Origin of the sequence: Pseudenemella bisphenolivorans, from assembly GCF_051133435.1 — a bacterium.
GTDB lineage: Bacteria > Actinomycetota > Actinomycetes > Propionibacteriales > Propionibacteriaceae > JAAYAO01.
Window position 1 is genome coordinate 973,394 of sequence record NZ_JBPGNY010000001.1, and the last position, 15,273, is coordinate 988,666.

Annotated in this window: 12 protein-coding genes; 4 read left to right on the plus strand and 8 right to left on the minus strand. The window is 68.0% G+C overall.

Going from position 1 to position 15,273, the window contains the following annotated elements; genetic code table 11:
- Nucleotides 1-7: 7 nt before the first annotated feature.
- The 4 genes from ACR4XW_RS04755 to dnaK all read right to left on the minus strand — a co-directional run bounded on the left by ACR4XW_RS04755 (nt 8) and on the right by dnaK (nt 4,188).
- Entirely contained in the window at nt 8-424 is a 417-nt protein-coding gene (locus ACR4XW_RS04755; RefSeq protein WP_434759354.1) for a heat shock protein transcriptional repressor HspR, read from the minus strand.
- Complete coding sequence (gene dnaJ, locus ACR4XW_RS04760; protein ID WP_434759355.1) at nt 424-1,587, minus strand: molecular chaperone DnaJ; 1,164 nt, start codon at nt 1,585-1,587, stop codon at nt 424-426. The genes ACR4XW_RS04755 and dnaJ overlap by 1 nt, the downstream gene beginning before the upstream one ends.
- 112 nt (nt 1,588-1,699) lie before the next feature.
- Nucleotides 1,700-2,332 (minus strand): nucleotide exchange factor GrpE, encoded by a 633-nt coding sequence (gene grpE / locus ACR4XW_RS04765; RefSeq protein WP_434759356.1) that lies wholly within the window; start codon nt 2,330-2,332, stop codon nt 1,700-1,702.
- A complete protein-coding gene (gene dnaK, locus ACR4XW_RS04770) occupies nt 2,329-4,188 on the minus strand; it encodes a molecular chaperone DnaK (protein WP_434759357.1) in 1,860 nt (619 codons plus the stop codon). The genes grpE and dnaK overlap by 4 nt, the downstream gene beginning before the upstream one ends.
- A gap of 232 nt (nt 4,189-4,420) precedes the next feature.
- On the opposite strand from dnaK, the gene mutA reads away from it, so the two are divergent.
- Genes mutA through ACR4XW_RS04790 form a run of 4 tightly spaced genes read left to right on the plus strand, consistent with a single transcriptional unit; the run spans nt 4,421 to nt 11,076 of the window.
- On the plus strand, nt 4,421-6,274 hold the full coding sequence (gene mutA / locus ACR4XW_RS04775) for a methylmalonyl-CoA mutase small subunit (protein WP_434759358.1): 1,854 nt from the start codon (nt 4,421-4,423) through the stop codon (nt 6,272-6,274).
- Nucleotides 6,271-8,466: a methylmalonyl-CoA mutase gene (scpA, locus tag ACR4XW_RS04780; protein ID WP_434759359.1), complete on the plus strand. Its 2,196-nt coding sequence runs from the start codon at nt 6,271-6,273 to the stop codon at nt 8,464-8,466. Before mutA ends, scpA begins: the two co-directional genes overlap by 4 nt.
- Complete coding sequence (gene meaB, locus ACR4XW_RS04785) at nt 8,463-9,506, plus strand: methylmalonyl Co-A mutase-associated GTPase MeaB (RefSeq protein ID WP_434759360.1); 1,044 nt, start codon at nt 8,463-8,465, stop codon at nt 9,504-9,506. Before scpA ends, meaB begins: the two co-directional genes overlap by 4 nt.
- Nucleotides 9,507-9,534: 28 nt before the next feature.
- Nucleotides 9,535-11,076: an alpha/beta fold hydrolase gene (locus ACR4XW_RS04790; protein ID WP_434759361.1), complete on the plus strand. Its 1,542-nt coding sequence runs from the start codon at nt 9,535-9,537 to the stop codon at nt 11,074-11,076.
- Between the two features lie 19 nt (nt 11,077-11,095).
- On the opposite strand, the gene ACR4XW_RS04795 is transcribed toward ACR4XW_RS04790, so the two are convergent.
- The 4 genes from ACR4XW_RS04795 to ACR4XW_RS04810 are packed head-to-tail and all read right to left on the minus strand — an operon-like array spanning nt 11,096 to nt 14,960.
- On the minus strand, nt 11,096-11,851 hold the full coding sequence (locus ACR4XW_RS04795; RefSeq protein WP_434759362.1) for an iron ABC transporter ATP-binding protein: 756 nt from the start codon (nt 11,849-11,851) through the stop codon (nt 11,096-11,098).
- Nucleotides 11,848-12,903 (minus strand): iron chelate uptake ABC transporter family permease subunit, encoded by a 1,056-nt coding sequence (locus ACR4XW_RS04800; protein ID WP_434759363.1) that lies wholly within the window; start codon nt 12,901-12,903, stop codon nt 11,848-11,850. The genes ACR4XW_RS04795 and ACR4XW_RS04800 overlap by 4 nt, the downstream gene beginning before the upstream one ends.
- Nucleotides 12,896-13,909 (minus strand): ABC transporter permease, encoded by a 1,014-nt coding sequence (locus tag ACR4XW_RS04805; RefSeq protein ID WP_434759364.1) that lies wholly within the window; start codon nt 13,907-13,909, stop codon nt 12,896-12,898. The genes ACR4XW_RS04800 and ACR4XW_RS04805 overlap by 8 nt, the downstream gene beginning before the upstream one ends.
- Before the next feature lie 55 nt (nt 13,910-13,964).
- The gene (locus ACR4XW_RS04810; protein WP_434759365.1) at nt 13,965-14,960 is read right to left on the minus strand and encodes a siderophore ABC transporter substrate-binding protein; all 996 of its coding nucleotides are present in this window, start codon (nt 14,958-14,960) and stop codon (nt 13,965-13,967) included.
- Nucleotides 14,961-15,273: the final 313 nt, after the last annotated feature.

Below are 15,273 nucleotides of genomic sequence, written 5' to 3' on the forward strand. Positions count from 1 at the left end.
TATCGGGTCAACGCGCGGTGAGTGCCCGCGGCCGGTGCCGGCGCACGCCCAGACCCACCTGACCGGCCGGGTCGGCGGTGAACACCCGCGGCCCGGCCTGGCGCACCGAGCGCAGGCTGCGCACCTGGGCCGACAGTTCGGCCACCTGGTCGCGGAGTTCTTCGATCTCGTCGGCCATCTCCAGAATCCGGCGGATGCCCTCGAGGTTGATCCCCTCGTCCTGGGAGAGCCGTTGCACCAGCCGGAGCCGGTTCACATCGCGCGGTGAATAGCGTCGCCCGCGACCCCGGGTGCGGTGCGGCGAGACCAGGCCCATCCGGTCATAGCTGCGCAGGGTTTGTGGGTGCATGCCGGCCAACCGGGCCGCCACCGAGATCGTGAAGACCGGGGCGTCCGGTTCGACCGGCTGCAGCGCCGCCGACATCACTGGCTCCCGAAGGCCGCATGCCGCGGATTGGGCTCATTGAGGGTGCGCGCATAGGCGTGCAGAGCCTCCTGGGAGGTCGAATCCAGATGTTCCGGCACGACCACTTCGACGGTCACCAGCAGGTCACCCACGGTGCCGTCCTTGCGGCTGACACCCTTGCCGCGCACCCGGAAGGTGCGTCCGTTCGGGGTGCCCGGCGGCACCCGCAGCTTCACCCGTGGGCCCTTGAGAGTGGGCACCTCGATGTCGCCACCGAGGGTGGCTTCGGTGAAGGTGATCGGTGCGGTGAGGGTCAGATTGTCGCCGTCGCGGCCGAACAACCGGTGCGGACGGACGTGCACGGTGACGTAGAGGTCGCCGGCCACGCCGCCGTTCTCGCCGGCACCGCCCTTGCCCTTGAGCCTGATCTTGGCGCCGTCGCTGACCCCGGCCGGAATCCGCACCTGCATGGTCTTGGTCGACTGCCCGCGTCCCGAACCCTGGCACTGCGGGCAGGGGTCGTTGACCACCAAACCGCGGCCGCGGCAATCGCGGCAGGGTTCGGTGACCTGGAAAACCCCGCCGGAGGTGGCGGTCTGCATCCCCGAGCCCTGACAGGTCGGGCAGACCGTGGGCACGGTGCCGGCCTTGGCGCCGGTACCGCGGCACAGTGAGCAGGCCGCGTCGGAGACCATCTGCATCGGCACGGTGATGCCGTCGACGGCTCCTTCGAAGTCGATCGTCACCGAGCCCTCGATGTCGGAGCCCCGGCGGGGGCCCCGGCCGGGGCCGGTGCTGCGGCGCTGGTTCTGGTTGAACAGGCCGCCGAAGATGTCGGAGAAGTCACCCGAGGAGTGGGTGGCGTTGCGGAACAGGTCGTCCACATTGGGGCCGGCCCCACCGCCACCGGGGCGGCCGAACCGCAGGCCGCCGAGCCCGCCGCCACCGAACAGCTTGCGCGCGTCGTCGTACTCCTTGCGCTTGGCCGGGTCGGACAGGATCGTGTTGGCCTCCGAGACTTCCTTGAACTTCTCGGCGGCCGCGGCGTTGTTCGGGTTCTGGTCGGGGTGGTTCTCCCGGGCCAGTTTGCGGAAGGCCTTCTTGATCTCGTCGGCGCTGGCGTCCTTGGAGACGCCGAGGACCTTGTAGTAGTCCTTCTCCAGCCAGTCCTTGGTGCTCACGGCGCCTCCTTTCGTAGTGTCTTGCGTAGTGCCGTTCGTCGTGGGTCGATCATCTCAGGGTGACCCGGCTGCCCGGCCGGTACGTGGCCGACCGGGCAACCGTCGGGATTGCTCACTCGGCCGCTTCACCACCGGCCGGGGGCTCCCCCACGGCCACCTTCGCGGTGCGCAGCCTGCGCTCCTTCCACATGTAGCCGACCTGCAGGACGTCGACACAGGTCGGGCCCTCCAGGCCTTCCACATAGGAGTGGAACAGCGCCTCGTGGATGGTCGGGTCGAAGGGGTCACCCTTCGCCCCGTACGCGGTCAACCCGTACTTCGCCGCGGTTTGCTCGATCTCGTCGGCCACCGCCTTGAAGCCACCGGTCAGTTCCTCGTGCTCCCGGGCCGACTGCAGGTCGTCCAGGATCGGCAGCATGTCCATCAGCACCGACTCGATGCCGTTCTGCCGGGCCACGTCACGGTCGCGGTCGACGCGCCGCTTGTAGTTGACGTACTCGGCCTGCAGACGCTGCAGATCCAAGGTGCGCTCGGACAGTTCCTTGGCCAGTTCGGCCTCGCGCGGCGACCCCTCCGCCGGGGCCTCCGCCGCCGGAGCGTCCCCCGCGGGGGTGTCGGCTTCGGCAGCGGCCGGCTCGGCGGGGGCCCCCTGCGGGGCCCGCGCCTGGAAGGTGTCGGGGTCGATCCGGCGCCGGTCGTGGACGGTCGGGCCCTGCGGCTCGTTCGTCTCCTGGGAGTCGGTCACTTGTTCTCATCCTCGTTCTCGTCGATGATCTCGGCGTCCACCACATCATCGTCGCTCGAGGTATCACCGGCCTCGGAGGCACCCTCGGGGGCGCCCTCACCGGTCTGCTGCTGGGCGGCGGCCGCGGCGTACATCGCCTGACCCATCGCCGCCGAGGTGGAGTTCAGCTTCTCCACGCCGGCCTTGATCCGGTCGTCGTCCTCACCCTCGAGAGCTTCCTTGAGCTCCTTGAGCGCTTCCTCGACCGGGGCCTTGACGTCATCGGTCAGGGTCTCGGCGTTGTCGGCGAGCAGCTTCTCGGTGCGGAACACCAGCGAGTCGGCCTCGTTGCGCATCTCGACGCGCTCGCGACGCAGACGGTCCTCCTCGGCGTGCGCCTCGGCTTCCTTGACCATCTTGTCGATCTCGTCCTTGCCCAGGGCCGAACCGCCGGTCACGGTCATCGACTGTTCCTTGCCGGTGGCCAGGTCCTTGGCGTGCACGTGCACGATGCCGTTGGCGTCGATGTCGAAGGACACCTCGACCTGCGGCACCCCGCGCGGGGCGGGCATCAGGCCGGTGAGCTCGAAGTTGCCCAGCGACTTGTTGTCACGGGCGAAGTCACGCTCACCCTGGTACACCTGAATCATCACCGACGGCTGGTTGTCCTCGGCGGTGGTGAACACCTCCGAGCGCTTGGTCGGAATGGTGGTGTTGCGCTCGATGATCTTGGTCATCACGCCGCCCTTGGTCTCGATACCCAGCGACAGCGGGGTGACGTCGAGCAGCAGGACGTCCTTGACCTCACCCTTCAGCACGCCGGCCTGCAGGCTGGCGCCCAGGGCGACGACCTCGTCGGGGTTCACGCCCTTGTTGGGCTCCTTGCCGCCGGTCAGTTCCTTGACCAGGTCGACCACGGCCGGCATCCGGGTGGAGCCGCCGACCAGGATCACGTGGTCGATGTCGCTGACCGAGGTCTTGGCATCGGAGATCACCGCGTTGAAGGGGGCGCGGCAGCGATCCAGCAGGTCGGAGGTGATCTTCTGGAACTCCGCACGGGTCAGGCGCTCCTCCAGGTGGAGGGGGCCCGACTCACCCAGGGTGATGTAGGGCAGGTTGATCGAGGTCTCCGAGGCGGCCGACAGTTCGATCTTGGCCTTCTCGGCGGCCTCCTGCAGCCGCTGGCGGGCGATCTTGTCCTGGCCGAGGTCGGTGCCGTTCTTGTTCTTGAACTGGGTCACCAGCCACTCGACGACGCGCTCGTCCCAGTCGTCGCCACCGAGGCGGTTGTCACCCTTGGTGGCCTTCACCTCGAAGACGCCGTCGCTGATCTCCAGCAGCGAGACGTCGAAGGTGCCACCACCGAGGTCGAAGACCAGGATGGTCTGCTCGGCTTCGCCCTTGTCCAGGCCGTAGGCCAGCGCGGCGGCGGTGGGCTCGTTGATGATCCGGTCGACGACCAGGCCGGCAACCTCACCGGCTTCCTTGGTGGCCTGGCGTTCGGCATCGGAGAAGTAGGCGGGCACGGTGATCACCGCGTTGGTGACCGGCTCACCCAGGTAGGCCTCGGCGTCGCGCTTCAGCTTCTGCAACACGAAGGCGCTGATCTGCTGGGGACGGTAGTCCTTGCTGTCGATCTCGACCTTCCAGTCGGTGCCCATGTGGCGCTTCACCGAACGGATGGTGCGGTCGACGTTGGTCACCGCCTGGTGCTTGGCAACCTCGCCGACCAGCACTTCGCCGCTCTTGGCGAAGGCGACGACCGACGGGGTGGTGCGAGCGCCCTCGGCATTCGGAATGACCGTGGGCTCACCCGCTTCGAGAACGGCGATGACCGAGTTGGTGGTACCGAGGTCGATCCCGACTGCACGAGCCATGTGTGTTTCCTCCTGATATTCGCGCCGACACCGGGCCGGCGACTGTTGCCATGTTCAAGTCTGCTTGTTGAGCGTACCTGACTCAAGGTTGAACTTGAGCCACATTGACTCAACTATGGCGCGGCGCTGGTTATTCCCGCAATGGGGGATCTCCCTGAATCTCTGCACGGGCGTGGGAACGGAATGCCGGGGTGCTGTGCCCGATGTCGGGGGACGGGTTTAGGCTGGCACCATGTCCGACAATGACCTCCTCAAACTTGCTGGTGACTTTTCCGTCCCCTCCCGGGAGGACTGGGAAGCCGAGGTCCTGAAGGTCCTCAACCGACGCCGTCCCGAGGGCAAAGAACTCTCGATCGAGCAGGCGATGGCCAGACTGCGCACCACGACGGTGGACGGTCTGACGATCGAGCCGCTCTACACCGAGGGTCCCGAACACATCGGTCACCCCGGGGTGGCCCCCTTCACCCGCGGCGCCGAAGCACGCGGCGGCACCGTCCAACCCTGGGACGTGTGCCAGCTCTACGAGGCGCCCGATGCCAAAGAAGGCAACAAGTCGCTGCTGACCGACCTGCGCGGGGGCACCACCTCGGTGTGGGCCCGGGTTGATTCGGACGCGCTGGCCGCGACCGACCTGGCCACCCTGCTCGAAGGGGTGCGCACGGACATCGCCCCGGTGCTGGTGACCAGCACCGACGACCAGTGGGGTGCCGCCGAGGCCCTCGCCGCGATCTGGCGGGAAGCCGGCACCGCTCCGGCGCCGCTCAGCAACCTGGGCATCGATCCGCTGGCCGAGGCGGCCCGCACCGGTGCCGAGCCCGACCTGTCGAGGCTGGCCGAGGCGGTCACCCTGGCCGGCGAGTTCGCTCCGGCCCGGGCACTGACCGTGGACGTGCTGCCCTATGACAATGCCGGTGCCGGCGAGGTGGACGCCCTCGCGTTGCCGATCGCGACCGGCGTGGCCTACCTGCGGGCACTGGCCGAGGCCGGCATCAGCGCGGCCGCCGGCTTCGAACAGATCATGTTCCGGGTACCGGCCAATGCCGACCAGTTCATGACCATCGCCCGGCTGCGGGCCTTGCGCCGACTGTGGCACCGGGTGGGTGAGGTGTTGGAAGTTCCGCAGGGACATCGCGCCGCCCACCAGCAGGCGGTCACCTCGTGGCGGATGATCAGCCGCGACGACCCGTACGTGAACCTGTTGCGCGGCACCATCGCAACCTTCGCCGCCGCGGTCGGCGGGGCCGATTCGATCGTCACCCTGCCCTTCGACACCGCCCACGGGCTGCCGAACACCTTCAGCCGCCGGATGGCACGCAACACCCAGTTGCTCGCCGCCGAGGAATCCCATGTCGGCCGGGTGGCCGACCCGGCCGGTGGCTCTTGGTACGTCGAATCCCTGACCGATCAGCTCGCGCAGGCCGCCTGGGCCCGGTTCCAGGAGATCGAGGCCGCCGGTGGCATGGTCGAGGCCCTGAAGTCGGGCCGGATCGCCGAGGACATCGCCGCCACCGCCGCCGACCGCGCCAAGCGGTTGGCCGTCCGCAAGCAGAACCTGACCGGCGTCAACGCCTTCCCGATGGAGGACGAGAAGCCGATCCCGAACACCCCGCGGCCCGAGGCTCCCGAGCGCAACGGTCTGCCGGCCCGGCGTGATGCCGAGATGTTCGAGGCGCTGCGCGACCGCAGCACGAACGCGGGCACCCGCCCGCAGGTCTTCATGGCCTGCCTGGGCACCCGGCGCGACTTCGGCGCCCGGGAACAGTTCACCGGCAACGTCCTGCTGGTCGCCGGTATCGCCCGGCCGCAGTCCGAGGGCGGTACGCCGGACGAGATCGCTGCCAAGGCGAAGGAGGCCGGGGCGAAGGTCGCGGTGCTCTGCTCCTCGGCCAAGGTCTACGCCGAACAGGCCGTCGATGTGGCCCGGGCGCTCAAGGGCGTCGGGGTCGAGAAGGTGTACCTCGCCGGACGGCTCACCGAGGTGGGCAGCGACGAGGCCGCCGAGGTCATCGACGGCGAAGTCTTCGATGGGATGGACGTGGTGGAGTTCCTGGAATCCACCCTCGACCAGTTGGGAGTTGCGAAGTGAGCACGGTCCCGAACTTCAGTCAGATCGAACTGGGCGACGGCGCTCCCCCGGCCGACTCGCTCGACCAGTTCAAGGCCCTGCAGGAGGGCTTGGACCTCACCCCGTGGGAGACCCCGGAGAAGATCGTCGTCGACCCGGTGTTCGACGAGCACGACCTGGAGGGTCTGGACTTCCTGCAGACCCGCCCCGGGATCGCGCCCTTCCTGCGCGGCCCCTACGCGACGATGTATGTGAACCAGCCGTGGACGATCCGCCAGTACGCGGGGTTCTCCACCGCCGAGGAGTCGAACGCCTTCTACCGCCGCAACCTGGCCGCCGGCCAGAAGGGCCTGTCGATCGCCTTCGACCTGGCCACCCACCGCGGTTACGACTCCGACCACCCCCGGGTGGCCGGTGACGTCGGCATGGCCGGTGTGGCGATCGACTCGATCCTGGACATGCGCCAACTGTTCGACGGCATCCCGTTGGACCAGATGAGCGTGTCGATGACCATGAACGGTGCGGTGCTGCCGGTGCTGGCGCTCTATGTCGCCGCCGCCGAGGAGCAGGGCGTCAAGCCCGAACAGCTCGCGGGCACGATCCAGAACGACATCCTCAAGGAGTTCATGGTTCGTAACACCTACATCTACCCGCCCGAACCGTCGATGCGGATCATCGCCGACATCTTCGCCTACACCTCGGCGAATATGCCGAAGTTCAACTCGATCTCGATCTCCGGCTACCACATGCAGGAGGCCGGGGCGACCGCCGACATCGAGATGGCCTACACCCTGGCCGACGGGGTGGAGTACATCCGGGCCGGTCAGGCCGTCGGGCTGGACGTGGACAAGTTCGCCCCCCGGTTGTCGTTCTTCTGGGCGATCGGCATGAACGTGTTCATGGAGATCGCCAAGATGCGGGCCGCCCGGCTGCTGTGGGCGCGGCTGGTGCGCGAGACCGGTGCGAAGAACTCCAAGTCGATGTCGCTGCGCACCCACTCGCAGACCTCCGGCTGGTCGCTGACCGCCCAGGACGTCTACAACAACGTGATGCGCACCTGCCTGGAGGCGATGGCCTCCACCCAGGGCCACACCCAGTCGCTGCACACCAACGCGCTGGACGAGGCGATCGCGCTGCCGACCGATTTCTCCGCCCGGATCGCCCGCAACACCCAGCTGATCATCCAGCAGGAATCGGGCACCACCCGGGTGGTCGACCCGTGGGGTGGTTCGGCCTATGTCGAACGGCTCACCCACGATCTGGCCGAGAAGGCCTGGGCGCTGATCCAGGAGGTCGAGCAGGCCGGCGGGATGGCCAAGGCGATCGAGGCCGGCATTCCGAAGATGCGCATCGAGGAGGCCGCCGCCCGCACCCAGGCCCGGATCGACTCGGGCCGCCAGCCGCTGATCGGGGTCAACAAGTACGTGGTCGCCGACGACGACAGCACCCCCGATGTGCTGAAGGTCGACAACGCCAAGGTGCGCGCCGAGCAGATCGCCAAGCTGCAGCGGCTGCGCGCCGAGCGGGACGAGGAAGCCACCCAGGAGGCGCTGAAGAAGCTCACCTGGGCCGCGGCCAACCCCGACCCGACCGACCCGGAGCGCAACCTGCTGCATCTGTCCATCGACGCGGCCCGCAAATGGGCCTCGGTCGGTGAGATTTCCGACGCCCTGGAGGAGGTGTTCGGCCGCTACACCGCGCAGATCCGTACCATCAGTGGTGTGTATCGCAGTGAAGCTGGTGAGAGTGAGTCGGTCACCAAGGCCCGGGAGTTGGTCGACGAGTTCGAGGCCAAGCACGGTCGTCGTCCGCGGGTGCTGATCGCGAAGATGGGCCAGGACGGTCACGACCGCGGCCAGAAGGTGATCGCCACCGCGTATGCCGACCTGGGCATGGACGTGGACGTCGGTCCGCTGTTCCAGACCCCGGCCGAGGCCGCCCGGCAGGCGATCGAGGCCGATGTGCACGTGGTGGGTGTTTCCTCACTGGCCGCGGGCCACCTCACCCTGGTGCCGGACCTGCGCGCCGAGCTCGACAAGCTGGGCCGTCCGGACATGATGATCGTGGTCGGCGGGGTGATCCCGTCGCAGGACTTCGATGAACTGTTGGCCGCCGGCGCGACCGCGATCTACCCGCCGGGCACCAACATTCCCGAGGCCGCGATCAACCTGATCACCAAGCTCGACGAACAACTGGCAGCGGATGCGTCGTGACCCGACAGACCCCCGAGGCACTTGCTGAGGCTGTCCGTTCCGGTTCCCGCACGCACATCGCCCGGGCGATCACCCTGGTCGAGTCGACCCGGCTCGACCATCGGGCCCAGGCCCGCGAGTTGCTGCGCCTGCTGCGTCCCCACGTGGGCAACGCGGTGCGGGTCGGCATCTCCGGGGTGCCCGGGGCGGGCAAGTCGACCTTCATCGACGCCCTGGGAACCCGGCTGATCGACAAGGGCCACAAGGTGTCGGTGCTGGCGGTCGACCCGTCCAGTTCCCGCACCGGCGGTTCGATTCTGGGCGACCGCACCCGGATGGGCGCGCTGACCCAGTCGGACAGTGCCTTCGTGCGGCCGTCCCCGTCCGGGGGGCACCTGGGCGGGGTGGCGCGGGCCACCCGCGAGTCGATGCTGATCGTGGAGGCCGCCGGCTACGACGTCACCCTGGTCGAAACCGTGGGTGTGGGTCAGTCCGAGGTCGCGGTGGCCGGCATGGTCGACACCTTCCTGCTGCTCACCCTGGCCCGGGCCGGTGACCAGTTGCAGGGCATCAAGAAGGGCATCCTGGAGATGGCCGATGTGATCACGGTCAACAAGGCCGACGGCGATCACGAGGGCGAGGCCCGGGTTGCCGCCCGGGATCTGAGCGTGGCGATGAAACTGATCACCTCCGACCCCGATGCCCGCCGGCCACCGGTGCTGACCAGCAGTTCCTACACCGGTCACGGCCTGGACGATGTCTGGGCTGCGGTGCTGGAACACCGCGAGTACCTGGAATCGCTCAACGGTGGTCTGAAGGCCCGGCGTGGCCGGCAACAGGTCGACTGGCTCTGGGCGCTGATGCGCGGGGAACTCGAGGACGCGCTGCGCCGGGCACCCTCGGTGCGCGAGGCCCGCGGGGCGGTCGAAGACCGGATCAGGTCGGGTGAGATCAGCGCCCTGGAAGGGTCGCAGGACCTGCTCGGCCGGTTCCTGACCGATTTGCCCGAGATGTGGCCGGATCTGTATCACGGCAACGCGTCATCCGAGCCGGAATCCTGACTCGGCGGCGAGACGGCAGAATGTAGCCATGCCCCATCCCGGCGTCCTCGATCCGGCTGATCTGCGATACGAACGGTATTTCCCACCCGTACCGCTGGGGATGCCCCGCGCTGCTCAGTCGTGGGCCTGGGGTCAACACCGGGTGCACCTGGAACATGTCGGCGAGGCCGATGCCCCGGTGCGGATCATTCTGGTGCACGGGGCGGGTGGCAACGCGGCCGCGATGTGGCCGCTGGCCGCCCAATTCGCCGCCCTCGGGGCTCGCATCACGATGCCGGACCTGCCCGGTTACGGCCGCACCCAGAGCCGCCAACCCGGCCGGATCCGCTTTCATCAGTGGGGCGACATGCTCGCCGACCTGGTCACCAAGGAGGACGACGAGCGCCCGCTGTTGCTGATCGGCGCCTCCCTCGGTGGGCTGCTGGCGCTCGATACCGCGACCCGTACCGGTGCCGTCGACGCGGTGATCGCCACCGCCCTGTTGGACCCGTCCGACCCGGACGTGCGTGCGGCGACGCTGCGCTCGAAATGGTTGGCAACCGCCGGCCCGGCACTGTTGGCCGCGGCGGCCGGCCCCTTCGCGAGCCGGCAGGTGCCGTTGCGGTGGGTGTCGCGGATGGGGCGGATCGCCAACGAACCCGAACTGCGCAAGGAGTTGCTGCACGACACCCGGGGGGCCGGGAACACCGCTTCGCTGGGCTGGATGCGGTCATTCCTGAAGGCTCGTCCGCACACCCCGGCCGAGCAGGTGGACGTACCGGTGGTGCTGGTGCACGGCGACCGCGATCGCTGGACCCCGCTCGCGCTGAGCGTGAAGTACCTGCGCCGGATTCCCGCTCCCACCGCCGTGGTGCCATTGGTCGACAGCGGCCACTTCCCGTCCGACGAGGCCGGGGTGGCGACCATGATCAACTCGGTGGCGATGGTCATCGACGCGCTCGCCACCGCACCGGCCGACCAGCGCAAGGACGCGGTGGCCCAGGCCGTGGGGGCCCTGGACGAGGCCGACTCCAGCCCCGAGGGGATCAAACCCGTCCAACCGCGCTGGGAAGCGGCCCGGGTACGCAGCCTGAAGCAGACCCTGCGCCACCCGCACGATGAGTACGCCCGCTGGCTCTACCGCGGTGGCCCGCGCACGATCACCAAACTGCTCTACCTCAAGCCCGCCTCCTGGCTCTCCCGCACGCGGCTGTCGCCCATGGTCAACCTGGTGGTCGACGGACGACGGTCGGGCAAGCCGGTGAGTTTCCCGCTGGTGATGGCGAAGCTGGACGGGCAGCGCTACTTGGTGTCGATGCTGGGTGAGCGGGCCCAGTGGGTGCACAACGTGCGCGCTGCCGAGGGGGCCGCGACCCTGCGTCATGGCCGCACCGAACACGTCCAACTGGTCGAGTTGGGGCCCGATCGGGTGCAGCGGGCCCGGGTGATGCAGGCCTTCCTGAAGTCCGCCCCGGGGGCTCGTCCGCACATTCCGGTGCAGCACGACGATCCGCTGGAGGTGATCGGCGAGGTGGCGGCCGACTGGCCGATCTTCCGGGTCGAGACCGCCCAGACCTCGATCGGACGCTGAGCCCACCGAGGGGGCGGGTTCAGTAGTAGACCGCGATCGGTGCGACCGGCCCGGGGATGCACTGCACCGGGGTGTCGAAGATGTCGGTCAGCACCTCGTCGCGAATGATCTCCTCGGGCGTGCCGAAACACACCACCCGGCTGTCCTTCATCGCGCAGATCCGGTCGGCATAGCGTCCGGCGAAGTTGATGTCGTGCAACACCACCACCACGGTGCGGCCCAGTTCGTCGGCGGCATCGCGCAGCAGCCTCATGATCTGCACGCCGTGACGCATGTCCAGGTTGTTCAGTGGCTCGTCCAACAGCAGGTAGTCGGTGTCCTGGGCAAGCACCATCGCCACATAGGCGCGTTGCCGTTGTCCGCCGGACAGTTCGTCGAGGTAGCGGCCCTGCAATTGGCCGAGGTCGAGGAAGTCGACCGCCTGATCGATCAGCGCCTGGTCGTGCTCGGTGAGCCGGCCCTTGGAGTACGGGAAACGCCCGAGACCGACCAATTGGCGCACCGTCAGCCGGGTGACGTAGTGGTTCTCCTGGCGCAGGATCGCCATCACCTTCGCCAGCTCGTTCGACGACGTGCGCCGGATGTCGTGCCCGGCGACCTCGATCGACCCGCCGTCCATCTCGGTGAGCCGGCCGGCCATCGTCAGCAGGGTGGATTTGCCGGCTCCGTTCGGGCCGATCAGCGCGGTCACCCCGCCGGCGGGCAGGTCGAGGTCGACCGGGCCGATCTGCACCTCGGAGCTGTAGCGCTTCATGGCGCCGCGGATGCTGATCACAGCCGTCCCTTTCGCAGCAGGTGGACGATGAAGAAGGTGCCGCCGACGATCTCGATGATGATGCCCACCGAGCCCTCGGCGTAGAACAGGTGCCGCAGCACGAAGTAGGCCCCAGCCAGCAGCACGATGCCGGTGAGCCACACAGTCGGGAACAGGTAGCGGTGGTCGAAGGTGTCGGCCAACTGGTAGGCGATCATCGCGACCAGGAATCCCAGGAAGGCCAACGGCCCGACCAGCGAGGTGGTCACCGCCATCAGCACCGCGATCAGCATCAACATCACGATCGATTCGCGTTTGTGGTTGATGCCCAGGTTGGTGGCCACGTCCCGGCCCAGGGCGATCACGTTCAGGGTTCGGGCGCGCAACCACAGGTATCCGCCGGCCAGCCCGGCGAGCACCATCGCCGCCGGTAGGTAGGTGGCGTCCGCGTTGGCGATGCTGCCGATCAACCGGGCGGTGAGGACGTCGAACTCGCCCGGGGTGAGCAGCCGCTGCATGAAGGTGGCCAGCGCACCCAGCCCGGTGCCCAGGATGATGCCGACCAGCAGGGTGAGGTGGATGCCGGCGCGGCGGCCGGTCAGCAGCCAGCCGTACAGCAGGGCGGCGAATCCGACCATCAGCCCGACCTGGCCGAGGTACTGCCACACCCCTTGCACCATGGTGGCGCCGGCGACACCGAAGAGGAACACCGCGCCGGTTTGCACCACCCGGTACAGCGACTCGAAGCCCATGATCGCCGGGGTGATGATCCGGTTGTTGGTGATGGTGTGAAAGGCGACGGTGGCGATGCCCTGGCAGAAGGCGACCACCACCACGATCACCATGTTGGTGGCGCGCAGTTCGGCGATCCGCCAGAACCCCCTGCTGCCCAGCGGCATCGGGTTGTCCCAGGCCAGGTTCGCGAACAGCAGGGCGGGGGCGGCGATCGCCAGGCAGATCAGGATCAGCCAGTACCGACGGGCCGCGGCCGGGGTCGGGAAGGCGCCCGCGTGTCGGTGCCGGTGTCGGTACCGGTGCGGTTCGGTGCCGGCCAGGGCGGTGAGCTCAGCCACGCCGCTGCCTCAGCAACAGGGCGATGAAGACCACCGCGCCGACCACGGCCAGGATCAGGGCCACCGGCACCTCGAAGGGGGCGATGATGACCCGTCCGATGATGTCGCAGACGGTCACCATCGCGACGCCGAGCAGGCCCACCCAGGGCAGGTTGGAGCGCAGGTTGTCGCCCCGGTACAGCGAGACGATGTTGGGCACGATCAGGCCGAGGAAGGGCAGGTTGCCGACCACGACGGTGACGATGCCGCTGGCCGCGGCGATCAGGCCGGTGCCGAGCAGAATCACCAGCTTGTAGTTGACCCCGACATTGGTGGCGAAGTCCTGGCCGAGCCCGACCACGGTGAATCGATCTGCGGCGATGAAGATCGCCAGCACGATCAGCGCGATCAGCCACAGTGGCTCGTACTGCCCGCGCAGTACCGAGGTGAAGGAGCCGAGAAACCAGACCCCCATGCTCTGCAGCATGTTGGTGGCCAGGGCGAGATAGGTGGAGATCGCGCCGACCACCCCGCCGAGCATGATGCCGACGATCGGCACGATGATCGATGAGCGCAGCGTGATCCGGCGCAGGATCAGGAAGAAGATCATCGTGCCGCCGAAGGCCGTCAGCACCGCGACGGCCATTTTGGTCAGCAGGGAGGCCTGCGGGGCCAGGATCATCACCATCAGCAGGCCGAGCCCGGCCCATTCGGTGGTGCCGGTGGTGGTCGGTTCGACGAACCGGTTCTGGGTGAGCTGTTGCATCACCAGGCCCGACATCGCCATCGCCGCACCGGCCAGCACCAGCGCCGCGGTGCGCGGAATCCGGGTGATCGCGAACATCTGCCAGCCGTCCGGATTGGTCCAGATGTCGTAAGCCCCGACGAACAGCGACGCGGTCACCAGAGCTCCGGTGAGGATCACGCCCAGTACCAGGGGCCGGGTGAACAGCGTGCTCTTCGCTCGCCGATGTGTCCCGGCGCCGGCGGTGAGCAGGTCGGGGGCGATGTCGGTGTGGGTGCTCATGGGGTTGCCTTCCCACGGGTGGGGCCGGGTCGGGCCGGCCCCACCCGAAGCCGGATCAGTTGGCCTTTTCCATCGCTTCGGCCAGCGCGTTGAAGAACTCGGTGTAGGTCTGGATCGACTCGTTGATGTAGGTGTCGGCGGGCATGTAGACGATCTGGCCCTTCTGCACCGCGGTCACGTTCTTCAGCGCCGGCGACTCGGCGAGCAGTTCGTTGGCCGGGGTGTACTTCTCGCCGGTGTTGGCGCTGATCGCGGCATCCCGGTCCATCACCAGAATCCAATCGGGGTTCGACTGGGCGATCGCCTCGACGGAGATGTCGTCACCCTGGTGATCGGTGGAACCCTCGGCTTCCAGGGCCGGGGTCAGGCCGAGGATGTCGAAGACCGGGCCCAGGGTGCGTCCCGAACCGGGGGCGGCGTAGTTGATCTCACCGCCGGAGGTGATCACCGCCATCACCTTGTCGCCGGACTTGTAGGCGGCCTTGACCCGTTCGATCGAGGTGTCGAAGTCGGTGACCAACTGGGCTGCCTCGTCCTGCTTGTCGAAGATCTTTCCGAGCCCCTCGGTCTGGCGACGCAGTTCGGCATCGAGGGGTTCACCCTCGCGCGGATCGAGTTCGATCATGGTGGCATCGGGGGCAAGCTTCTTGATGTCGGCGTAGTGCTGGGCGAATCGCTGGCCGTTGATCACCACATCGGGTTCGGCGGCGACGATCGCCTCGAGGTCCGGTTCCTTGTGGGTTCCGAGGTCGATGATCGACTCGTCCTTGCGGTAGGACAGTTCGCTCGACATCAGCCGCTTCGGGGCGGCGGTGAGTTCGATGTTCCACTGGGAGAGGGTCTCGAAGCTGCGGCTGTCGGTGGCGACGACCTTGGCCGGGTTCACCGGCACTTCGTGGGTACCGTGGTTGTCCTCGATCTGCACGGTCTTGGCTTCCCCACCCGTGCCCGGTCCGGTGTCGGCTCCGGAGTCGGTGGCGCAGGCGGTCAGCGCGAGTGCCGCGGCCAGGCCGCCGATCAGGGCCAGGCGACCCTGTAACGTCGTTGTCATCGAAAGTGTCCTTGTCGGGTTGTGATCGCGGGTCGATCCGCTGTGGTCCGGAACGTCGGGCGTCCGGTTGTGGTCACTCTCACCGTCCGAGCCGCGCGCCAACTCATTAGGCAAGGCTTACCTATATGAGGTAAGGCTCACCTAAGGAAACACATCGGCGGCGGTGTTCGCCAGTCGGTCTCACTGCCTGGGACGAGCGCATCGGCGGGTCCGAACGTCGATCGGCACTGCCGACCAGGGGAGCCGCGGCCCGGGTAACATCCCGTCCAGTTGTGATCGGTAGCGGGGTCCGATCCGCAGAATCAGGTGCAGG

Bases quoted from the DNA above. Each gene is read 5' to 3' on its own strand.
- ACR4XW_RS04755 (WP_434759354.1), bottom strand. From the start codon at position 424: ATGTCGGCGGCGCTGCAGCCGGTCGAACCGGACGCCCCGGTCTTCACG.
- dnaK (WP_434759357.1), bottom strand. From the start codon at position 4,188: ATGGCTCGTGCAGTCGGGATCGACCTCGGTACCACCAACTCGGTCATC.
- mutA (WP_434759358.1), top strand. From the start codon at position 4,421: ATGTCCGACAATGACCTCCTCAAACTTGCTGGTGACTTTTCCGTCCCC.
- ACR4XW_RS04790 (WP_434759361.1), top strand. From the start codon at position 9,535: ATGCCCCATCCCGGCGTCCTCGATCCGGCTGATCTGCGATACGAACGG.
- ACR4XW_RS04805 (WP_434759364.1), bottom strand. From the start codon at position 13,909: ATGAGCACCCACACCGACATCGCCCCCGACCTGCTCACCGCCGGCGCC.
- ACR4XW_RS04810 (WP_434759365.1), bottom strand. From the start codon at position 14,960: ATGACAACGACGTTACAGGGTCGCCTGGCCCTGATCGGCGGCCTGGCC.